Raw genomic sequence first — 21,700 nt, 5'->3', positions numbered from 1 at the left:
TCTCAGCGCGGCGCGAGCACGAACTCGTTGCCGGACGGGTCGGTCACCACCGCGTAGCCGCCGCCATCGGCCCACTCGCACGGAACACCGCGTTCCCGCAGCTCGTCGCATGTCTTGCGGACGTCGTCGCACTCCAGGACAACCCGGCTGAAGCCGCCGACCCGGTCACCGTGGTGCTCGACCCAGGTGTACGGGGTCAGCACGGTGTCGGCGCCGGGCGGGGCCACTTCGACCCACCGCCTCCCGCCGATCTCCACGTCCACCCGCTTCTCGAAACCGAGAACGCCGACGAAGAACCCGATGGCTTCGTCCTGATCCGAGACCGGGATGGCGACCGACGCCGCACGAGTGATCACAGAACTCCTCCGAACCGTGTGCTGAAGAGATTTCTTGTGGCACCATTGCCGACTGGTTCGATTCTTTCGGGAGCAGAGGGGAAGACATGAGGGAGCTGTCCGGGAAAGTCGCCGCCGTGACCGGCGCGGCCAGCGGCATCGGCCGAGCGCTGGCGCTCGAGCTGGCGAGTCGCGGGATGTCGGTGGCGGTGGCCGACGTCGACACCGCGGCGCTCGCGGACACCGCCGAGGCGGTGCGCGCGCTCGGCGGACGGGCGCTGGCGGTGCCGACCGACGTGCGCGACGCCGAAGCGGTGGAGCGGTTCGCCGACGCCACCGAGGCCGAGTTCGGCGGGGTGCACGTGGCGTGCAACAACGCGGGGGTCTCGCGGATGGGCCTGTCCTGGGAGCTGCCGCTGGAGGACTGGCGGTGGGTGCTCGACGTCGACCTGTGGGGCGTGGTGCACGGCGTCAGGTCCTTCGTGCCCCGCCTGCTCGCGCAGGGGGAACCGGGGCACGTCGTCAACACCTCCTCGGTCGGCGGACTGCTCCAGGCGCCCTACATCGCCCCCTACACGGCCGCCAAGCACGCGGTCGTGGGGCTGACCCGGTCGCTGCGCGCGGAACTGGCCGGGACGCCGGTCGGGGTGAGCCTGCTGTGCCCCGGCGCGGTGGTGAGCAACATGGACCCGAACACGCCCCGCCCCGGCGAGGTCGAGGACCTGCCCGAGGGTGCTGCGGCGCTGGCCGCGCACGCGCGCGCCGCCCACCCGCACGGCATGAGCGCCGAGCGGGTCGCCTGGATGACGGCCGAGGCCGTGCTGTCCGACCAGTTCTACGTGCTGCCGAACCTGGGCGACTTCCTCCCGGCGCTGGAGGACGACTTCGGCGCGCTGCTGTCCGCGCCCACCGGCTAGGCGCTCTCTCACCGGGCCCCTCCCCGGTCGAGGCCGTTCCCGGCGGCGCGCACGAGGTCCGCGAGCGCCGCCGGGCTCGGCCGCTCGAAGACGTCGGCGAGGCGGATCCGGACGCCGGTGCTCCCCTTGATCCGCTGGGCGAGCTTGGCGGCGAGCAGGGAGTGCCCTCCGTGGGCGAAGAAGTTCGTCCCCGATCGCACGTCGGGCCGGTCGAGCAGTTCCCGGAAGAGGTCGACCACCTCCGAGGTCAGCGGGTCCGGAGGGGCGTCGTCGCCGTCCGCGGCGCGCTCGGCGGCGCGCGTGGCAGCGAGCCGGGCCAGCGCCGGGTAGTCGACCTTGGCGTTGCCGGTCTGGGGGATCGAGTCGACGGGCACGAACTCGTGCGGCACCGCCGCCGGGGGCAGCAGCGCTCGGGCGTGCTCCCACAACCGGTCGACCAGGCCGGGTCCGTCCGGCGCCTCCACGAAGGCGACCAGGACCGCGTCGCCGTCGGGTTCGCCGGACAGCACCACCGAGGCGCCCGCGACGTCGGGGTGCGCCAGCAGGACCGACTCGACCTCGGCCAGCTCGATCCGGTTGCCGCGCAGCTTGACCTGCCGGTCGGCGCGCCCGAGCAGCCGCAGCGCGCCGTCCTGGGTCCAGCGCGCCAGGTCACCGGTCCGGTAGGAGCGGCCGTGCTCGGGGTGCTCCACGAAGCGCTCGGCGGTGAGCTCGGGCCTGCCGAGGTAGCCGACGGCCACGCCCGCGCCCGCGACGCACAGCTCGCCGGTCACCCCGACGGGCAGCTCGCGCCCCTCCCCGTCGAGCAGGAACACCGTCGTGTTCGCGATGGGCCCGCCCACCGTGATCCCCCGCCCCCCGACCTCGTGCACCCGTCCGGCCGTGGACCAGATCGTGGTCTCCGTGGGGCCGTACGGGTTCCACAGCTCGCACCCGGTGTCCAGCAGCCGCCGCGCCAGCACCGGGGGCATCGGCTCTCCCCCGCACAGCACCGCCCGGCCCGCGAGGAGGTCCGCGACGTCGTCGACGACCAGGCGCCACGTGGTCGGCGTCGCCTGCAGGACCGCCACGTCGTGCCGCTCCAGCACCCGGCGCAGCGCGCCGCCGTCGAACCGGGCCTCGTCCGGCGCGACCACGAGGCGCCCCCCGGTGGCCAGCGGCAGGAACAGCTCCAGCGCCGAGATGTCGAAGGAGAACGTGGTCGACCAGAGCGTTCCCGCTCCGGGGCCGACGCCCAGCTCGCCCGCGAAGTGGCCGATCAGGTTGGCCAGCGCGGCGTGCCCGACGACCGTCCCCTTGGGACGGCCGGTCGAACCGGAGGTGTAGATGACGTAAGCGGGTGCGGCGGGCTCCTCGACGGGTCCCACGGGCCTCCGGGGCTCCGCGCCGATCGGGGACAGCGGCAGCGCGGCGCAGTCCGCCCCCTCCGGCAGCGGGACGGAGGTGAGCGCGACGCGGGCCCCCGCGTCCGCGAGCTGGTAGGCGAGGCGCTGCTCGGGGTGGTCGGGGTCGAGCGGCAGGTAGGTGGCGCCCGCGAGCCACACCCCCAGCGCCGCCGAGGCGAGCTCGGCGCCCCTGGGCGCGACCAGGGCGACGACGTCGCCCCGACGGACCCCGGCGGCGCGCAGCCGCTCGCCGGTGGAGGCCGCCGCGTCCCACAGCAGTCGGTAGGTGACCGCGCGCTCGCCGTCCAGGACCGCCACGGCCTCGGGCGCGGCGAGCGCGGACGCGGCCACCGCGGCGAGCGCGGACCGCCACGGCACGGGTTCGCCGGTGCGGTTGGCCTTCCCGATGACCGCCACGTCCTCCGCGCTCCACGCGCGGGCCTGCCCGACCGGCCGGTCCGGGTCGCGCGCCAGCGAGAGCAGCAGCGCCTCGTAGCGCCGCACGAGCGCCTGGGCGTCCGCCCTGTCGAGCGAACCCGCGTGGTAGGCGGCGCGCACGCCGAGGCCCTCAGCCGTCGGCAGCAGGAAGAACTCCAGATCGAACTTGCTGGTCGTGGCGTCGACCGCGACCGGTTCGGCGGGCAGGCCACCGAGTTCGAACTCCGGTGCGCCGCCGTCCGGGACGTAGTTGAAGGCGTGCCGGTAGACGGTGTGCCGCCAGGAGGAGCCCGTGCGCGGGGCCTTTGACAGCAGGTCGTCCATCGGGACGTCGCGGTGGGCGATCGCGCCGAAGAAGACGTCCCTGGCGCGCCGGACGAGGTCGCGGAAGGACTCCTCGCGGTCGACCCGCAACCGCAGGGGCGCCACGGTGACGTGGTAGCCCACGCTCCTGGCCGACGCGCGGTCGCGGCCGTTGATCGGTGAGCCCACCACCAGGTCGGGGCCCGCGCCGTGCGCGCGCAGCAGCAGGAAGTAGGCGGCGAGCAGCACCACGGCCTCGGGCACGCGCAGCGCCCTGGCCAGGCCGCGCACAGCGCCTGCGCTCTCCCGCGCGAACGCCCAGGTGACCTGGGAACCCACCAGGTCTGGTTCGTGCGCGTCCGGGTGCCCGCACGCCAGCCCCAGCTCGCCGGGGTTCGCGTCGCGCAGCCGCTCGCGCCAGTAGGCGACGCTCTCCGCCCCCGGCTCGGGCTCGGTGAACGGCTCCGCGACGCCGGCGAGTCCGTCGGGCACGGGCTCGCCGGCCGAGAAGGCGTTGTAGAGCGCCACGAACTCCTCGTGCAGCACGGTCGCGGAGACCGTGTCGAAGTTCAGGTGGTGGACGACGACGCAGCACACCTCCTGCTCACCGCAGCGCAGCCTCAGCGCGCGCAGCAGCGGGCCGCCGTCGAGCTGGAACGGCTCGGCGACGAAGGCCCGCAACTCGGCGCCCACCCGTTCGGGCGGGCACACCCGGTGCTCGAAGGCCACCGGGAGCTCGGGTCGGGTCCGCTTGCGCAGACCGGTCTCGTCCGCCAGGAACGCGGTGCGCAGCGCGGGGTGCCTGCGCACCAGCGCCGACAGCACCCGGTCGAGCAGGGCGGCGTCCAGCTCGCCCCGCACCCGGAACGCCAGGTGCAGGTTGTTCGCCCCGCTGTCCGGCACCAGCCGTTCGAGCAGCCACAGGGCCTGTTCCTTGCGGGTAGCCGGTCGCATCACGCTGGTCCCTCCAGGTCGGGGCGCGCCGTTCAGGCGAGCAGGGCGGCGGTGGCGCGGGCGACGGCCGGGTCCCGCAGCAGGTCCGCGTGACCGGTGTCGAACCGGAGCTCCTCGCGCACCAGCGCCTCCCGCACGTCGGGCGGGAGCGGGTTGAGCCCGCTGGCGGGGCCCGCGGAGCTGAGGGCGACCGCCGGGGCCCAGCCGGGGACGTGGTCGACCTGGGCGGCTGCGACCAGGTACGAGACGAAGGACCGGTAGGTGCCGGTCAGCTCGGCGGCGTACTCGTCGTCGAGCCCGGCCTCGGCGAACGCTCCCCTGCCCGCTTCCTCGAACAGCTCCACCAGCCGCGCCCCGTACCCGGCGACGTCGGTGGCGCGGTCCAGCTCGGCCCGACCCGCCTCCACCACCCGTGCGACGCGGTCGTCGCCCAGCACCCCGGTGAGGCTGTGGACGACCTTGTGGAACTGGTGGTGGAGGGTGAGCGCGGTGGGAGCCTCGGGGTCGAACAGCAGCAGCAGCGGCGGGGTGGCGCGGGTGCGGCGCAACTCCTCGGCGACACCGCCGGCGAACACGCCGCCCGCGCAGAACCCGAGCACCGCGGCCACCGGCCGGTCGGACGGGATGCCCGCCGCCCACCGCTCCAGGTAGCCCGCCGCCCCGAGCCCGACCTCGGCGCCCAGCGGCGGTTGCGCGGTCTCCCAGACCTCCCAGTCGTCCAGCCGGTCGACCAGGTCGGAGAACGACGCCTCCGGCCTGCCGGTCGCGGCGAAGTCGAACGCCAGCAGCAGGCCGCGCGCCCCCTCCCGGAGCCGGTTCCACGCGCCCGTCCCCGGACCTCCCGCGCCCACCTCCCGCACAGCCGTCTCCCCCGCAGCCGTCTCCCCAGCAGCCGTCTCCCGCACTCCGGACTCCTCCACGTCCTCCTCCTCACTCCTCGCCGGGCGACCGCGCGAGGTGGTAGCTGACCGGGTAGCTCGCGGTGACGCGGCCGGCCGAGGCGCCCGCCTCCAGGTCCCGGACGAGGTCCCGCTCGACCGCGGCCCTGCGGTGCTCGGGAACCAGGTCCCAGAACAGGCGCAGCCCGTTCGAGCGGGTCCACTCGACGATCCGGTCCGCGGTGGTCGCCGCCAGCTCGACGTCCTGCCGGTGCTCGACCACGTCGGTGAGCCCGGCGGCGGTCAGCAGGTCCCCGATCTCGCCGGGCCGGCCGAAGGGGTGCGGGCCGAAGAAGCGCGCCAGCGCGGGGTTCGCCGCTGCGGCGTCGACGTCGATCTCCTCGACGATCCGCCCCACCCGCAGCGGGCCGAGCCTCCAGTCGGCCAGGCTCGGTGGCGGGACCGGGGCGGTGACGCCCAGCCGCCCCGACGGGCGCAGCAACCGGGCGCAGCGGGCCAGCACGGCCGGGAGGTCGGGGAACAGGGCCACGCTCATGCTGCCGGTGACGACGTCGAAGCTGCGGTCGGGGAAGTCCGGCCGGGAACCGTCCATCACCAGCACCTCGACCGACGGCAGGGCGGCCACCCGCTCGGCGATGGAGCCGACCATCGCCGGGGAGACGTCGACGCCGACGACGCGCCCGCCCGGCCCCGCCGCCTCGGCGGCGGGGAACAGCACCGCACCGCGCCCGCAGCCGATGTCGAGCACGTGCTCGCCCTGGCGGACGTCGAGGCGGCGCAGGAGCTCCCGCGCGACCGGCTTGAAGAACTGGACCTCCGAGGCGTCGTAGACCTCGGCCAGCCGGTCGAAGACGACCCCGTCCCTCACCACGTGACCGGCACCTCGTGGACGCCGTAGATGTTGGCGCCGTGCTTGTAGCGCAACTCCTCCACGGGAACGGCGAGGCGAAGGCCGGGAGCGCGCCGGAAGAGCGCGCCGAACACGACCTCCAGCTCCAGCCTGGCCAGGTGCAGCCCGAGGCACTGGTGCGCGCCGTGGCCGAAGGCCAGGTGCTTGCGCGCCTCGGGTCGGGTGATGTCGAGCGAGCCCGGTTCGGCGAAGACCTCGTCGTCCCAGTTGGCCGAGCCCGCCAGGGCGATGACGCCCTCGCCCGCGGGGATGACGACGCCGCCGACCTCGACGTCCTCCAGCGCCACGCGGGAGCCCGCCGGGTCGGAGACGCTGAAGTAGCGCAGCAGCTCGTCCACGGCGCTCGCGGCCAGCTCCGGGTCGGCCACCAGGCGATCGCGCTGCTCGGGGTTCTCCAGCAGGCCGAGCACGCCCATCGAGATCATGTTGGCGGTGGTCTCGAACCCGGAGATGAGCAGGAACGTCGCCATGCCCACGATCTCGTCGTGGCTGAGCGCGCCCGTCTCGCGGTTCTTGTCGACCAGCCTGCTCAGCAGGTCGTCGGCGGGTTCGCGCTCGCGCAGCGAGACGATCTCGTCGATCTTGCCGAGCACCGCGGAGTTGGCGGCCTGCCGCTGCTCGACCGTGCTGGACTGGTCGACCATGAACCTGGTCTTCTCCAGGAAGAAGGGCCGGTCGGCGAGCGGGACGCCGAGCAGTTCGCTGATCACCCTGGACGGCACCGGGGTCGAGAGGTGCCGCACGAGGTCCGCGGGCCGGTCCTGGGCGAGCAGGTCGGTGACGTGCTCGTCCACGACCCGCTGGACGCGGGGCCGCAGCTGCTGCACCCGCTTCACCGTGAACTCGGCGACCACCAGGCGCTTGCGGGCGGCGTGCTCGGGACCGTCGACCGAGAAGGCCCGGCCGATCAGCGAGTGGTTGAACCGCACCTGGCCCACCTGCTCGGTGGGGCTCTGCACGTTGCGGAACAGGTGCGGGAAGCCGGGGTGGAACCGGTTGATGCTGATCCTCGGATCGGTCAGCACCTGGCGGACCAGGTCGTGCCTGGAGACCAGCCACACCGGCCTGCCCGAGGGGAGCACGGCCCGCTGGACGGGCCGCTCGGCGCGCAGGACCGCGTACTCGGCGGGCGGGCGCAGCGGGTGCTCGCGGGGCATCGGGTAGCTGAGCGGTCGCGCCGCGCCGCCGCCGGTCGCCGTGTCAGTCACAGTCGTTCTCCCAAGCCGCAGGTCCGTGCTCGTCGTTGGGCGCCTCGGCACCGCCCGGCGAGCCCTGGGAGCGAAGCTATGGACGAGCTGCCCGACCCCCAACCCCTGCGAACCCCCTAGTGCTGCAACGGCACTTGTGACCCCAGGGGGTGGACCATGGGCGAGTGGTGGTCGACGCGGTTGAGGCGGAGTTGGACCGGGTGCACGCTCGGATCGCCGGTCGGTTCGCGCGGGCGGAGCCCCGCGCGCGGGCCCGCGAGTACCTGCTGGGGTTGACGGCGGGGTTGGCGCGGGCCAACGGGTGGACGTTGGCCGAGTGGGCTCAGGAGGTGTCACCCGACGGGATGCAGCGCTTGCTGCGCTCGGCGGACTGGGACGTGGACGGCGTTCGGGACGACCTGCGGGACCACGTCGTGGCGCGCTTCGGTGAAGCGGGCGGGGCGCTGGTGCTCGGCGACGCCGGGTTCGCGAAGCGGGGCGACCGGTCGGCGGGCGTGCACCGGCAGCGCCGGGGAGCCGACGGGCGGGTGGAGAACTGCCAGGTGGGCGTGTTCCTGGCCTACTCCTCCGCGCGGGGTCGCGCGCTGGTCGACCGGGAGCTGCACCTGCCGGACCCGTGGGTCGACGACCCGGTCAGGCGCGCGGCAGCGGGGGTGCCGGACCGGGTGGGGTCGGCGACCGTGGCCAGGCGGGGCGCGGAGATGGTGGAGCGGGCGCTGGGGGCGGGGGTGCCCTTCCGCTGGGTGGCCGGGGGCGGGGAGCACGGGCGCGACGCCCGCCTGCGGGTGTGGTTGGAGCAGCGGGACCTGCCGCACGTGCTGGTGGTCGACGGGGACGCGCCGTCGGTGGGCGCGGACGGTGGCGTGACGAGCGCCGGGGAGCTGGTGGACGCGCTGCCTGCCGGGGCGTGGCGGCGCGCGGGTGAGGGGGTGTGGGCGAGGGTGGCGCTGCGCGCGCCGCAGAGGCCGGGCCGGGCGCGGTGGCTGCTGGCCCGGCGCGACGCGACCGGCGTCACCCCGCACCTGTGCTACGGGCCGCGCAGGGCCACCCTGCTGGAGCTGGTCTCGGCGGCGAGCGCGTGCGGGCACGCGGAGGACTGCCTGCGCAGAGCGGACGCCCGCGCCGGGTTGGGTCAGTACCAGGTGCGGTCCTGGCGGGCGTGGCACGCGCACGTCACGCTGTCGATGCTCGCCGACGCCTGGCTCGCGACGTGCGGCGCGGAAGCCGGTTGACCCCGCTGCGGCCCGGATCAGCCGCAGGGCGGCGGCCCCCTGGTCGTCCAGGGGGCGCCGCTCCTCCGCTCACCGCCCGCCCGGTCCGCCCACCTCGTTCAGGCGAGCCTCCGGGGCCCGTGGTCGGCGTACCGCGGCCCCGCCCCGGTCCGCCACGGGTCGTCGCCGCGCCCGACGTGGATGGCCAGCGCGGCGGGCAGCTCCGTCCTGCGCCGGACGCTGAGCTTGCGGTAGACCTTGGTCAGGTGCTGCTCGACCGTGCTGACCGTGACGACCAGGGTGCGGGCTATCTCGCGGTTGGTGGCGCCGACCGCGGCCAGTTCGGCCACCCTGCGCTCGGCGCCGGTGAGCGAGCACACGTCCTCGACGCCGGGCGCCGGGTCCTGGCGCGGCTCGGGGTGGCCCGCTCCGCTGTGCCCGGCGAGCGCCTCGACCAGCGGCTCGGCCCGGCAGCCCTCGGCCACCAGCAGCGCCCGCCGGGCCACCGTCCTGGCCCTGCGCGGGTCGCCGCACGCGCGGAACGCCGCGCACAGCTCGACGAACGCCCTGGCCAGCTCGAGCCGGTCGCCCGCGATCTCCAGCTGGTCCACCGCCTCCTTCGCCAGGCGGACCCGCAGCCCCGGCTCAGCCGCAGCCGCGCCCACCCGCAACGCCGTGCCTCGCAACCTGGGGCCGCCGCCACCCGGCAGCGCGGACTGCTCGGCCAGCAGCCTGGCGGCGGCGGCGCGATCGCCCAGCCCCAGGTGCGCCTCAGCCGCGCCGGTGCGCCACGGGATGAGCGCGGGCAGGTCCAGGTCCCACAGGCGCAACCGCTCACCCACGGCGAGGAAGTCGCCGAGCGCGGCGTGCGGCCTCCCGGTCGCCAGGTGGTAGCGCCCCCTGGCGTGCAGGTGGTGCAGGCCCCAGCGGGTCTGGAACATCGTCGGCGGCACGGGGCGGTTGAGCGCCTCCTCGGCCTCGGCGAAGCGGCCCATGTCGACCAGGGCCTCCACCAGGACGCCGAGCGGGACCCCGACCGCGGCTCCCCAGCCGCGCGCGGAGGTGGACGCCAGGGCCGCGTGCGCGTGGCGCACCGCCGAGGGCAGGTCGCCGGTGCGGGCGGCGATCTGCGCGCGGATCTCGGCGAAGGTCGCCTGCCAGGCGGGCACGCCCCGGTCGCGCGCCAGCTCGATGAGCAGCTCGCACCAGGAGCGGGCCTCCTCGAAGCGGTCCGCGTAGAGCAGCACCAGCAGCGCGAACCCGCTCGGTTCCAGGGAGGACTTGGAGGCGGCCCCGACCTGGAGCACCCGGACGGCCTCGTTGACCGGGGCGGTGTCCGGTCCGCCCCGGAGCAGGGCGTCCAACGCCTCGACCGCGCGCAACCTGGCGTCGGTGTCGGTGGTCATGGTCGCGGCGGGGTCGAGGCCGCGTGGTGCCGGGGAGGGCATGTGCGCCAGCAGCGCGGGGCACGACAGGGCCACCCACAGGTGGGCGGCTCGCAGCCCCGCCGGGCTCACGTCGCCGCCCACGCGGCCGAGGAGCCGCGCCGCCTCCGCGATGCGGCCGTGCCACAGCAGCTGTCCGGTGACCTCCAGCGCGTCGTCGTCGCGCAGGAAACCCCGGTCAGCCGCCTCCAGCAGTTCGGGGAGCTTGCCGGTGACCCCTGTGGTGCCGAGCCGCCAGTCGACGACGGCCAGCCGCGCGGCCAGCTCGGCGCGCCCGTGCTCGTCCGGGCACCGCTGGCGGGCCAGCTCCAGGTGGCGGCGCGCCAGGTCGAGCTCGTCCGAGGCGATCGCGTGCTCGGCCGCCTCGGACAGCACGGCGGCCTCCCAGCGGGTGGCGGGACCGGGCAGCGCGCCCGCGTCGAGCAGGTGCCGGGCGACGGCGGTGACCGGGGCGCCCAGGTCGCGCAGGACGAGCGCGGCGCGATGGTCGAGGTCGGATCGGGTCTGCTGGTCGGTCCCCGCCAGCACGGCGGCCCCGACGGCGGGGTGCCGGAAGCGCCGGGCCTGCACCAGACCAGCCTCCACGAGCGCGCCGAGCCGGGCGTCCGCAGTGGTCGGGTCGACGCGCAGCAGGGCTGCGAGGGCGCGGGGCGGTGCGGAGGGACCGAGCACGGCCAGCGCGGTGGCGGCCTCCCGCACCGGGGGTTCGGCGGCGTCCAGGAAGGCCCGGACGGTGTGCCCGAAGGACTCGCCCCACGGCGGCTCGCGCAGACCCGCGCCCAGGTCCTCGGCGATCGCGCTGACCAGGGCGGGGTTGCCTCCGGTGGCCGCGTGCGCGGCGTCCAGGAGCGGGCGCGGGACCTGGTCCGGCACGCTCCCGGCGATCAGGGTCGCGCCCCCGTCCCTGGACAGCGGGCCCAGGCGGATGGAGGAGAACCTGGGGTGGCGCAGCAGTTGCGAGCGCGCCGGGTGCTGGTGCGGGCGCAGCGGGGTCAGCTCGGCGAGCACCAGCAGCGCGGGGCGGAAGCGGAGTTCGCGCGCGAGGTGGAGCAGTTCGTCCGCGAAGCCCACGTCGGCGTGCTGGAAGTCGTCGACGGCGACCACGAGCGGCACGTGGTCCTCCCGGTGGTCGGGCGGGGCCGGGGCGCTCCCGCCCGCGCGGGCGAGCTGGTCGGCCAGCCCTGCGGCCCGGTCGGCGCGCGCACCCCAGGCGGTGGCGCCGAGCCACCGCACGCCGAGCGCCGAGGCGTGCTCGGCGAAGGCGTTCAGGAGCGCGGTCTTCCCACTGCCCGAAGGACCTCTGACCAGGGCGACGCCACCCGAGCCGCGCAGCGCGTCGGTCAGCATTCCAGTGAGGACAGCGAGTTGTTGGTCTCGTTCAACCAAGTTGCCCAAGATTTCCCCCAACGAACCTGCCGGATAAGTCCGGAACGCGCGACAGCGGAACCGGAACACACGGGACTCGACTCATTGGTCAGCTACACCCCCAGGTGAGCAACAACCATCTCGGAACGTACCAGAACAGCAAGTCGGGCAGCACTGGTCTTTACGGCGTCGACAACTGCGCCGAACGCACGGACGAGCCGCGCGGACACTTCGGTCACGCTACGCCAATCCGACGGTGAATCGGGTCAGTGCACCGCGGAATTCGACAGCCACCGTTTCACCTCCACCTCGGCGCAAGCAGGCAGAAGACGTCTAGCAGCGGAGAAGAGGGCTTCGGACAGCCGGAAAACCTCTCGACACGGCCTAAACCGAGCGAGAACGGACACCGGTGGGTCTTTTTCCCAAACAGCCACCACCCGACGAGCGCCACCTGTGACCCACGACACAAGATCGGATACCGGAAACACCCGTACGGACGCAGCGCAGCCAATCATGGCCGGGGCACGACGAATTCGAGTTCCCGCACGAGCACAGCGTCCGCCGACACCGGAATCCCAAGCCGGCATCCGGAGGAAAACCTGGAAGTTTTTTCCTCGCCCCGGAGGCCCCGCAGCGGAACACCTGACCGGAACACGGCAGGAGGGGGCAGCGGCAGGCGGAATCGGCACCGGGCCGCGCCGCCCTCCGAGCAGTGCGCGCGACCGTGCGGCCCGCCCACGTTCGGGGCGCGATCGACCACACCCCTAACCCGTTCGACAAACCTTGCCGAAACCGTTTTCGTCCTCCATGCTCTCCACCGCCGGGCGGAGCGCCACCGGGGAGAACCGCCGTCCCCCAGCGGCTCCCGCCCGATCGGTCCGACCACTGTGGACGGTCGGACCGCGTCGATCCGAAAGGTGTGCAGGCCAATGATCGGCAGATCAGGACGGCGGAGGCCGCTGCGCGCTTGGGTGACGGCCCTGGTCGTCGGCGTGCTGGCGGCGGGGCTCGTGCAGCCCACCGCGGCGAGCGCGGCGGCCAAGTCCGTCTACATCCCGGCGCGCTGGACCCAGACGGGCGAGGTCCCCTGGGCGCAGGAGCGGACCCGCGAGTCCGACAACTTCATCCTGCTGTGGGGCGAGAAGTCCGGCGCCAACCCGGCGGCCGCGCCCTCCCCCTACAACTTCGACCCGAACAGCGTCATCACCCAGCTGGAGAACCTCTACAGCTTCTACGTGAACACGATGAAGTTCACGCCGGAGACGGGGCTGCTCGCCCAGCACAAGATCATCGTGATCGTCACCCGGACCTGGAACCGGACCGCGCTGGACGCCTGGGCGACCGGCGGCTCCACCGACGGCCGGGTCGGCGTGATCAACGTGGCGCCCGGCGCGGCGCTGCCCGGCTCGTGGGGCCTGGCGCACGAGCTGGCGCACGTCTTCCAGAACTACACCTTCCTGGGCCGCTCCGGGGTGGGCTTCACCGCGCCGCACTCGGGCACGTTCTGGGAGACCAGCGCGGAGTTCATGGCCATGCAGGCGCTGCCGACCACGGCCGCGGGCGACCTGACCCGCTGGCTGCGCTCGGAGAACCTGTACTGGAGCTCCAGCCGCCACCACTACGGCAACTGGATGCTGATGCAGTACGTCAAGGACCGCGACGGTCTGGCGATGTTCAACCGCATCTGGAACGAGGCCACCAGCTCCGAGCACCCGCTGGACACCTACCGGCGCATCGCCGGGATCACCCAGGCCGAGCTGAACCGGCGGATCGGCGAGTACGCGACCCGCAACGTCACGTGGGACTTCGGCAACCGCTCGACGCTGATGCCCTTCATCGACAACGTGTACGGCTCCGGGTTCCTCAAGGCGTACAACGGCGGTCTGGTCGAGGCGGTGGACGCGGGCGCCGGGCACTTCCGGATGAACACCCGCACCGCGCCGTCCGACTACGGCTTCAACAAGATCAAGATGGTGCCGACCACCAACGGCGGCCTGGTGAAGGTGCGCGTCAAGGGGCACACCGAGACCGGCGCCGCGGGCTGGGCGTTCGGCATGGTGGCGCTGCGCAACGGCGGAAGCCCGCGCTACTCGCCGGTGACCGTGGCCACCGACGGGCAGATCGACTTCCAGCTCCAGTCCGGTGAGAACGAGGTCTACCTGGTCGTCACCGGCACGCCGAACTCGGTGCCGCGCTACGCGTTCCTGGACGGCTACAACGCCGCGAAGCGCTACCCGTACGAGTTCCGGGTGTCCGGCGCGACGCCGTCCGGGTTCGAGCCGAACCACGTCAAGCCCGCGGCGACCGGTGGTGGCCGCTGGCACAGCAACGGCGGCGGTTGGGTCGCGAACACCGCGAACGTGGCCGCGAGCGCGTACGTCGGCCCCAAGGCCGCCGTCATGGGCCGTGCCTCGGTGCAGGGCAACGCGCGCATCGAGGGCCTGGGCTGGGTCAACGGCGGCACGGTCGGCGGCAACGCGGTCGTGCGGGACAACGCGCTGGTCCAGGACGGGGCGAACCTGTCGGGCAACGTCGTGGTCGGCGGCGACGCCGAGTTCGCGATCGCCTGCTCGTCCGGCACGTACCTGGCGTTCAACCCCGACCGGGGTTGCGACGGCAGGGCCGGGGAGACCGACGTCAACCCGGCGCACGGCACGTTCCCGACCTCGGACCTGGCCCTGCGCTAGCCGAGGCTGGTTGGCACGCCGAGGGGCCGGCCCCCTAGGCTCAGCGCCAACCGATCACCCGCGCCGCCTTCCGGGCGGGACGGGTCGGTGGACGCCCGCCGCGCGCGCTCCCCCGCGCGCGGCGGGCCCCGAGCAGCACCCGGTCCGGCGTTCGGGCGTCGACCGGTCGAACGGGGTCGAACGCGGGCGTTCCGCGTTCGACCCCGTTCGCGCACAAGGGTTTTCCCCGGTTGACCGGTGGTCCCGGACGCTGCGAGACTGCTCGCACCGCCGCCCCGACACGGCAGCGCCGTCGCGCACGGCGCCGGGGAAGTGGTTCATGGTGAACAGGATTCGCGCCGCGTTCGCGGTGTTCGCGGTCGTCGCCTCGCTCCTCGCCTCGACCGGTGCGGCGAGCGCGGCGGTCTGGTCGTCGACCGACAAGTGGGGGACCTGGTCCAACGGCGGCTACACCGTCCGCAACGACGTGTGGGGCAGCGGCGTGGGGCCGCAGACCATCTGGGCCAACAGCTACAGCAACTGGGGCGTGTGGGCCGACCACCCGAACACCGGCGGGGTCAAGTCCTACCCGCACTCGGCGAAGGCGATCGGGCGCAAGCTCAGCGCGCTGAGCGCGCTCCGCAGCTCGTTCACCGTCACCAGGCCCGGTGGCGGGGCCTACGCCACCGCGTACGACATCTGGGCGGACAACCACGCCTACGAGATCATGATCTGGGCCAACAAGCAGGGCGCGGTCGGGCCGATCGGGTCGAAGCAGACCACGGTCAGCGTCGGCGGGCACACCTGGGACGTGCACCGGGGCTCGAACGGCTCGAACGCGGTGTTCTCGTTCATCCGCACGGCGAACACCAACTCCGGCACGGTGGACGTGCTCGCGGTGCTGCGCTGGATCCGCACCCAGGGGTGGTACGGGGACGTGACGGTGGACGAGGTGCAGTTCGGCTTCGAGATCACCTCGTCGGCGGGCGGGATGGACTTCGTGTCCACCAGCTTCTCGGTCACGAGCTGACGGCGGGTCGGGGCCGCGCTCTCCCTTCGCGAGCGCGGTCCCGATCTTTCGGGTGAACGTGCGGTGGGCAGGCCACTGTGGTCGTGGGGCGGGGTAGTTTTGGGTGCACGGGCGCGTCCGGGACGCGCCGGTGGTGCCGCGGCCTTGGAGGCCCCGCTGTGGACGTGGGTCCGCGCCGGGGTCTACTTCGGATCGCGTGTCGTGAGCGTGGATGAGCGGGTGACGCGGACCGTCGGTGGTCCGCCGGACGAGCGCGCGCTGGAACGGACGGGCCGGGTCGGGCTTGGCCGATTCGGATCGCATCGAACCTGGCCGTGACGGCCGAACGCCGGTCCCCGTCACGCGTGGGAACCGGCGTTCGAGCGTCGTCGCGCTGATCGGTCGTCGTGCTGGTCGGTCCTTGTACTGGTCGGTCCTTGTACTGATCGGTCCTCGCGCTGGTCGTCGCGCGGGTCGGTCGTCGTTCTGCTCGTCGCGTGGGCCTGCGCTGGACGATCAGCGCTCGGATGGATCGGCGCCGGAACAGCTCAGCGCCGGGTCTGGTCAGCGCCGAGTCGGGTCAGCGCTGGGACAGCTCAACGCTGGGTCGGGTCAGCGCTGGGACCAGGCCGCCCACAGGGTCGCGTACCGGCCGCCCAGGGCGACCAGCTCGTCGTGGGTGCCCAGCTCGACCACGCGCCCGGCGTCCACGACCGCGATCCGGTCGCACGCCTTGGCCTGGGTCAGCCGGTGCGCCACGACGATCGCGGTGCGACCGCGCACCGCGGCCTCGGCCGCCCGCTCCAGGTCGCGCGCGCCGGAGCTGCCCGCCTCGGCGGTGGCCTCGTCCAGGACGACCACCGGCGGGTCGCGCAGCACGAGCCTGGCCAGCGCCAGCTGCTGCACCTGCGAGGCGGTCAGCGGGTGCTCGCCCGCGCCCACCCGCGTGTCCAGGCCCTGAGGCAGGGCCCGCACCCACGCGTCCGCGCCCACGGCGGCCAGCGCGTCGCGCACCTGCTCGTCCGTGCTGCCCGGCGCGGAGAACAGGACGTCGTCGCGCAGCGGGCCCGCGAACACGTGCGTCTCCTGGGAGACCACGCCGACCCAGTCGCGCAGGCCGTCCTGGTCCAGCTCGCCCACCGGGACCGGACCGGCGTCGTCGACCAGGCGCACCTGGCCCTGCGTGGCCGGGAAGACCCCGCCGAGGATCGCCGCGAGCGTCGTCTTGCCCGCGCCGCTGGCCCCGACCACGGCCAGCGACGCGCCCGCCGGGACCTCCAGGTCGACGCCGTGCAGCACCTCGCGGCCGGTGTCGTAGGAGTGGCGCACGCCCTGCGCGGTCAGGGACACCGGACCGCGCGGGGACCTCGGCGCGCGCTCGGGCTCCCGCGGGGTGAGCAGCACCCCGACGACCCTGGCGAGCGCGGAACCGGCGCGCTGCACGTCGTCGAACGACATCAGCAGCATCCCCAGCGGGCCGAACAGGCGGTGGAACAGCAGGGCTGCGGCCGTGACCGCGCCCACCGTCACCTCGCCCGAGGTGACCAGCAGGTAGCCGGTCAGCAGCAGCGCGGACAGCCCGACGGCCTCGGCGGCGTTCATCGACATGCTGAAGCGCAGCACCGTCTTGAGCGCGCGCAGCGCCGTGCTCACGTTGCGCTCGGACGCCACCTCGACCCGCTTGGCCTGCAACTCCTGCATGTCGTAGGCGCGCACGGTCGGCAGGCCGTGCAGCGACTCCAGCAGCACCCGGCCGCGCTCGGCGGCGTCCCGGCGCTCGGCCGCGTACAGCGGACCCGCCTTGGGCAGGTAGGAGCGCAGCGCCAGCGCGTACACCGGGAACACCGCGCAGAACGCGAGCGCGAGCCGGTAGTCCAGCGAGGCGAAGCCCAGCGCGGACACCACGACGGTGACGACGGCGCCGAACACCGACGACACCAGCGGGACGGCCGCGACGAAGTGCTCGACGTCCTCGGTGACGCGGGAGGCGACGTCGCCGACGCCCACCCGCTCCAGCACCTTCGGCTCCACGGCCAGCGCGCGCGCCAGCACGCGCTCGCGCAGGTCGGCGGAGATCCGGGCGCCCAGGCGCTCCATGGCGCGCAGGGCCAGCGCGGTGAACACGGCGCCGAACAGCACGGCGGCGGCGGTGACGGCGAGCAGGGCGAGCAGCTCGCCGGTGGTGGCGCCCTCGCGGACCACGTCCACCAGGCCGCCCAGCAGCAGCGGTCCGGCGACCACGCCCGCGCTGGCGAGCAGGGTCAGCAGCAGCACGACCAGCGCCTCGGAGCGGTGGGCGCGCACGGCCCGCCACAGCTCGGCGGCCGACTGGCGGCCGGTGGCCACGGGCAGGGTGGGGTGGGTCACGGGCTCGGTGGTCCGCTCGGTCGGCTCGGCGGTGGTCGTTTCAGCGGTGGTCGTCTCGGCGGTGGTCATCGCAGCACCACCTCGGCGTAGGCGGGGATGGCGGACAGGTCGGCGTGGGTGCCCTCGGCGTGCGAGGCGTCCCCGTGCGAGGCGCTCCCGGCCCGCTCGGCCTCGGCGGCCACGAACACCACGCGGTCGCAGCGCGAGAGCAGCGGCGGGGACGTGGTCAGCACGACGGTGCCCGCGCCCGTGCCGTGGCGCAGCTCGTGCACGCCCCTGGCGACGCGGTGCTCGGTGACCGCGTCGACGGCGGTGAGCGGGTCGCGCAGCACCAGCAGCGGCGGGCCGGCGGCGAGCGCCCTGGCCAGCGCGAGGCGCTGGCGCTGCCCGCCGGACAGGTTCGCGCCGTGGTCGTGCAGGTCGCCGTCGACCAGCGACTCGACGACGTCCTCGGCCGAGGCCGCCGCCAGCGCGCGGTCGACGGCGGCCTGGTCGGTGGCGCGCCCGGTGTCGAGCGCGGCGGTGAGGCTGCCGCCGAGCAGGTGGGCGGCGTGCGGTTCGACGTGCAGGTGGCGGCGGCGCACGTGCATGTCCACGTCGGCGAGCGGCACGTCGCCGAGCCACGCGCCGGGGCCCGCGCCGTTGAGCAGGGCGGTGATCCGGTCGGCGACGGCCGGGTCGGCGACCACCAAGCCCAGCACCTCGCCCGGCTTGAGGGTGAACTCGACCCCGGCCGAGCGCACGGTCAGCGGACCGGGCTCGGGGTCGGTGGCGCGCTCCTCGGCGCGGGCGGGGGCGAGCAGCGCGGCGACGCGGTCGGCGCTGGCGCGGGACACGGCGATCTGCTTGACGCAGTCGGCGATGTAGCGGACCGGGTCGGCGACGAAGGAGGCCATCGCGACGACGGTCACCAGCTCGCCCACGCTGATCCGCCCGGACAGCGCCATCAGGCCCGCGGCGGCGGTGGTGCCGACCAGCAGCAGCCCGGTGGCGATCTGGCCGACGCCCACCAGGGCGGACGAGGCGGTGGCCGCGTCGACGGCGGTGCCGAGCGAGCGGCGGCTGGCGATCCGGTAGCGGCGCACCGCCTCGGGCACGCCGCCGAAGCCGCGCAGCGGGCGCAGGGCGTGCACCAGCTCGGCGGCGACGGCGGCGGCGAGCCCCCCGGCCTCCTGCCGGGCCTGCACCCGGTTCTCCAGCCACGGCCCGAGCCGGTCGACGCCCAGGACCAGCAGCGGGAGCACCACGACGACCCCGAGCCCGAGCAGCAGGTCGACGCCGAGCAGCACCACCACGGACACCGTCAGGCCGACCGAGGCGGACACCAGCAGGGCCCGCACGCGCAGCGACTCGGCGGTGGCGCGGGCGTCCGAGGTGAGGATGTTCGTCAACTCGCCTGCCCGGCGGTCCTGCCCGACGGCCGGATCGGTCAGCACCCGCCCGATGCCGCGCACGCGCAACCGGTGCGCCTCGGTGAGGATCGTCCGGTCGAGCACCCAGAACGACAGGCCGCCACCGGAGGAGAGCACCGCGAACAGCAGCAGCACCCCGAGCACCGCGACCGCGATCGCGGCGGGCGACCCGCTGGACACGGCCCGGTCGACAGCGAGCCCGATGGCGACCGGCACCAGCGCTTCGCAGGTCTGGTGCACGACGGACAACGCGCACCCGAGCGCGGTGGACCGGGCGTTGCGCCGGAACACGTCGCGCAGCAGGGCCCGACCGGGCGCTTCGACGCCGGCCTCCCTGCCGCGGGCCGACTGGTCGCCACCGGGCTGGATGCCACCGAGCTGGACACCGCCGGGCTGGATGCCGCTGGGCCGGTCATCGCCGAGCTGGACACCACCGGGCTGGACACCGTCGAGCCGGCCGTTGTCGCGCCGGCCGTTGTCGGGCCGGTCACCGCCGGACCGGTCGTCGCTCGGGGTTCGTGCGCCGGGGGGACGGTCGCCGCCGGGCGCGGGTCCCGCCTCGGGTGCGGGCAGCGGCGCCGCGGCGCTCTGCTCAGGGGACATGGGTAAACCTCGTGGTCACCCACTAAGCCAACACCATCCACAAGGGACGACGACAACTCGCCGCCCGACGTGGTGACCGGGGTCGCGGGTGCTGCCCGGAGGTGGCGCTCCGGGCGGTGCTCAGGGGGTGCTGCTTCTCAAGGGGTGTTCCGGGGTGGCGCTCGGGAACGCGGTCGGGCGGTGACGCCCAGGCGCCGCTGGGGACGACAGTAGTGCGCGGCGCGCGGGCGGTGGGAGTCCGGGTCCGGTGTCGGCGCTCAGGCCCCGGCCTCGCGCAGGACGTCGAGGACCGCGTCGCGCAGACCAGGGCACACCGCGACGGTCGACGGCGAGGTGACGGTGTGGTCGGCGCCACCGGCGTCCAGGACCAGGCCGCCGGCCTCGCGCACCAGCAGCACGCCCGCCGCCGTGTCCCAGGGCAGGTTGGAGAGCATCACGGCGGCGTCGAGCCTGCCGTCGGCGACCCAGGCCAGGTCGATCGCGGCGCTGCCGACCATGCGGACGCGCTGGGCGCGGGCGCCGAAGTGCTCCAGCAGCGCGAGGCGCACCCGGTTGCGCGCGCGGGCGTCCTCCCCCACCGCGAAGTCGCCGAGCGACACGACGGCCTGCGGCAGCCCGGTGACCTCGGAGGCGCGCAGCGCGGTGTCGCCGACGAACGCCCCGCCGCCTCGCACGGCGCTGTAGCGCAGGTCCAGGAACGGCAGGTCGATCACGCCGAGCACGCTCGTGGGGCCCTCCACCAGCCCGAGCGAGATGCCGCACAGGGGGATGCCGCGCGCGAAGTTCGAGGTGCCGTCGACCGGGTCGAGCACCCACCAGGGCACGTCGTCGGGTCCGCTGCGGCCACGCTCCTCGCCGACGAAGGCCAGGTGCGGCGTCTCGCGGGCGAGGAACTCGCGGACCGCGTCCTCCACCGCCAGGTCGACGTCGGTGACCACGTCGCGGGCCACCTTCTCGCGCACGCCCGTGGGCGCGCTGGAGACGACGGTGCGGCGGGCGATGGCGACGGCCTCGCGGGCGACGGGCAGCAGTTCGGCGGTCATCGTGCGGCGGTGCTCCCGGTGCGGGCGGCTGGGTGATCGCCCCGACGGTATCCCGGCGCGACGCGCGGGGCACCTCGTCGATCACCACTCCCCCACCGGGACCGCTGCGGGGCCCCCGAGGCCACCGCGCGCCACCGCCGCAGCCCGCGCAGCACCGCTCCCGCTCCCGCGCACCGCCTTTGTGCGGTGCGCGCCGGTTTTTCCCGACCGATTCCCACCCGTTCCGCGCAGATTCCCGAGTGGACTTTCCCGGTTATCCGTAGAAATAGGGTCACCGCGCGAGGGGGAAACCAACTGGAAACAGGAAACCCACCCCGAGTCTGCCGGAAACCTTGACGGACCGGGGCGCTGATCTGGCAGGCTCGCCCTGTCGCCGCAGGAAGGCGGCGATTTCCCGAAATCCCGATCTTCCGCGCAGACGCGAGGTGTGCCAGTCGTGCAGAAAATCATCTTCTCCCACCGCCAGGCCGACGAAAAGTTCGGCGCGGACCTGTTGCGGCACACGCTCTCCGAGCGGTTCGGCAACGCCGCGGAGTTCACCGCGAACCCGGCGGGGGCGTCCCGCGCGGAGATCGCCGAGGCGTCCGCGGTCCTGCTGGTGATCGGCAGGCACTGGTTGGACGACGCCCCCGAGGGCGGCCTGCTCCTGGCGGACCCGGCGGACCCGGTGCGCGCGACCGCCCTGGCCGCCAGGGACCTGGGCAGGCGCGTCGTGCCGGTCCGCCTGGCGGTCCCGCCGGTCCCGACCGACCTGCTCCCCGAGCCGCTGAGGTTCCTGGCGTCCTTGCCCGACGTGGAGGTGAAGTCCAGGCAGGCGCCGATGGACGTGGAGGAGCTGGCCCACCTGCTGGGCGCGGACGACCCGTCCCCGGAGGAGGAGGGCGCGGATGGCTGACCCCACGACCGACGACCAGACCGCGCCGGGCGAGGGCCGGGAGGTGGTGGCGCGGCACGAGCCACCGGGCTGCACGACACACGCCCGCAACCGCGCCCGCGCCACCACGAGCCCGCTGTCCCCCGACCGCACCACCCACCCCACCACCACGACCCGCCCACGCGGCGCACCACGCCACAGGTGATCGTCGCCCTCCTTCCCCGTCAGAGCTCGACCGAGGGCAGGGCGAGGCCGCAGAACCTGGATCGAAACAGGACATCGTCAAGGACAAGGAACCGGCAACGGGAAACCCCCTCGCTCCGCTTGCCAGGGGTTCCCCCGTTGGGCAACGATTT

15 protein-coding genes are annotated in these 21,700 nt (G+C 74.4%); 6 read left to right on the top strand and 9 right to left on the bottom strand.

What is annotated here, in order from left to right; translation table 11 throughout:
• Nucleotides 1–2: 2 nt before the first annotated feature.
• Nucleotides 3–356, bottom strand: a complete 354-nt coding sequence (locus tag CNX65_RS15320) for a VOC family protein (protein ID WP_096493690.1) — start codon at nucleotides 354–356, stop codon at nucleotides 3–5.
• Between the two features lie 86 nt (nucleotides 357–442).
• On the opposite strand from CNX65_RS15320, the gene CNX65_RS15315 reads away from it, so the two are divergent.
• Nucleotides 443–1,252 (top strand): SDR family NAD(P)-dependent oxidoreductase, encoded by an 810-nt coding sequence (locus CNX65_RS15315; protein ID WP_096493688.1) that lies wholly within the window; start codon nucleotides 443–445, stop codon nucleotides 1,250–1,252.
• Nucleotides 1,253–1,260: 8 nt separating this feature from the next.
• Here CNX65_RS15315 and CNX65_RS15310 read toward each other — a convergent pair whose 3' ends face one another.
• Genes CNX65_RS15310 through CNX65_RS15295 form a run of 4 tightly spaced genes read right to left on the bottom strand, consistent with a single transcriptional unit; the run spans nucleotide 1,261 to nucleotide 7,349 of the window.
• Nucleotides 1,261–4,332 carry a non-ribosomal peptide synthetase gene (locus CNX65_RS15310; protein ID WP_096493686.1) on the bottom strand — a complete coding sequence of 1,024 codons (3,072 nt, stop codon included), beginning with the start codon at nucleotides 4,330–4,332 and terminating at the stop codon, nucleotides 1,261–1,263.
• Nucleotides 4,333–4,364: 32 nt separating this feature from the next.
• Nucleotides 4,365–5,252, bottom strand: coding sequence for a hypothetical protein (locus CNX65_RS15305; RefSeq protein WP_157767670.1), 888 nt, complete (start codon nucleotides 5,250–5,252; stop codon nucleotides 4,365–4,367).
• Nucleotides 5,253–5,262: 10 nt separating this feature from the next.
• Nucleotides 5,263–6,102 carry a class I SAM-dependent methyltransferase gene (locus tag CNX65_RS15300; protein WP_096493682.1) on the bottom strand — a complete coding sequence of 280 codons (840 nt, stop codon included), beginning with the start codon at nucleotides 6,100–6,102 and terminating at the stop codon, nucleotides 5,263–5,265.
• Complete coding sequence (locus tag CNX65_RS15295; protein WP_232519849.1) at nucleotides 6,096–7,349, bottom strand: cytochrome P450; 1,254 nt, start codon at nucleotides 7,347–7,349, stop codon at nucleotides 6,096–6,098. The genes CNX65_RS15300 and CNX65_RS15295 overlap by 7 nt, the downstream gene beginning before the upstream one ends.
• A gap of 164 nt (nucleotides 7,350–7,513) precedes the next feature.
• On the opposite strand from CNX65_RS15295, the gene CNX65_RS15290 reads away from it, so the two are divergent.
• Nucleotides 7,514–8,581, top strand: coding sequence for an IS701 family transposase (locus CNX65_RS15290; protein WP_096493680.1), 1,068 nt, complete (start codon nucleotides 7,514–7,516; stop codon nucleotides 8,579–8,581).
• 98 nt (nucleotides 8,582–8,679) lie between these two features.
• Here the strand turns inward: CNX65_RS15290 and CNX65_RS15285 are convergent, their stop codons facing one another.
• Nucleotides 8,680–11,460, bottom strand: a complete 2,781-nt coding sequence (locus CNX65_RS15285) for an AAA family ATPase (protein ID WP_269770702.1) — start codon at nucleotides 11,458–11,460, stop codon at nucleotides 8,680–8,682.
• 839 nt (nucleotides 11,461–12,299) lie between these two features.
• On the opposite strand from CNX65_RS15285, the gene CNX65_RS15280 reads away from it, so the two are divergent.
• Both CNX65_RS15280 and CNX65_RS15275 read left to right on the top strand, forming a co-directional pair.
• Complete coding sequence (locus tag CNX65_RS15280) at nucleotides 12,300–14,057, top strand: DUF6055 domain-containing protein (protein WP_096493676.1); 1,758 nt, start codon at nucleotides 12,300–12,302, stop codon at nucleotides 14,055–14,057.
• Nucleotides 14,058–14,376: 319 nt separating this feature from the next.
• Nucleotides 14,377–15,066: a glycoside hydrolase family 12 protein gene (locus tag CNX65_RS15275; RefSeq protein WP_096493674.1), complete on the top strand. Its 690-nt coding sequence runs from the start codon at nucleotides 14,377–14,379 to the stop codon at nucleotides 15,064–15,066.
• Between the two features lie 591 nt (nucleotides 15,067–15,657).
• Here the strand turns inward: CNX65_RS15275 and CNX65_RS15270 are convergent.
• The 3 genes from CNX65_RS15270 to CNX65_RS15260 form a co-directional block, all read right to left on the bottom strand.
• On the bottom strand, nucleotides 15,658–17,481 hold the full coding sequence (locus CNX65_RS15270) for an ABC transporter ATP-binding protein (protein WP_096493672.1): 1,824 nt from the start codon (nucleotides 17,479–17,481) through the stop codon (nucleotides 15,658–15,660).
• The gene (locus tag CNX65_RS37840) at nucleotides 17,478–19,427 is read right to left on the bottom strand and encodes an ABC transporter transmembrane domain-containing protein (RefSeq protein WP_096493670.1); all 1,950 of its coding nucleotides are present in this window, start codon (nucleotides 19,425–19,427) and stop codon (nucleotides 17,478–17,480) included. The genes CNX65_RS15270 and CNX65_RS37840 overlap by 4 nt, the downstream gene beginning before the upstream one ends.
• A 257-nt stretch (nucleotides 19,428–19,684) precedes the next feature.
• Complete coding sequence (locus tag CNX65_RS15260; RefSeq protein ID WP_096493668.1) at nucleotides 19,685–20,470, bottom strand: inositol monophosphatase family protein; 786 nt, start codon at nucleotides 20,468–20,470, stop codon at nucleotides 19,685–19,687.
• Between the two features lie 436 nt (nucleotides 20,471–20,906).
• Between CNX65_RS15260 and CNX65_RS35370 the strand changes: the two genes are divergently transcribed.
• Nucleotides 20,907–21,365 (top strand): TIR domain-containing protein, encoded by a 459-nt coding sequence (locus tag CNX65_RS35370; RefSeq protein ID WP_157767669.1) that lies wholly within the window; start codon nucleotides 20,907–20,909, stop codon nucleotides 21,363–21,365.
• Nucleotides 21,358–21,549, top strand: coding sequence for a hypothetical protein (locus CNX65_RS35365; protein ID WP_157767668.1), 192 nt, complete (start codon nucleotides 21,358–21,360; stop codon nucleotides 21,547–21,549). The genes CNX65_RS35370 and CNX65_RS35365 overlap by 8 nt, the downstream gene beginning before the upstream one ends.
• Nucleotides 21,550–21,700: the final 151 nt, after the last annotated feature.

This window comes from Actinosynnema pretiosum, assembly GCF_002354875.1.
Classification (GTDB): domain Bacteria; phylum Actinomycetota; class Actinomycetes; order Mycobacteriales; family Pseudonocardiaceae; genus Actinosynnema; species Actinosynnema auranticum.
Note: the sequence above shows the minus strand (reverse complement) of the source record. Positions and strands in the feature narration are given on the sequence as shown.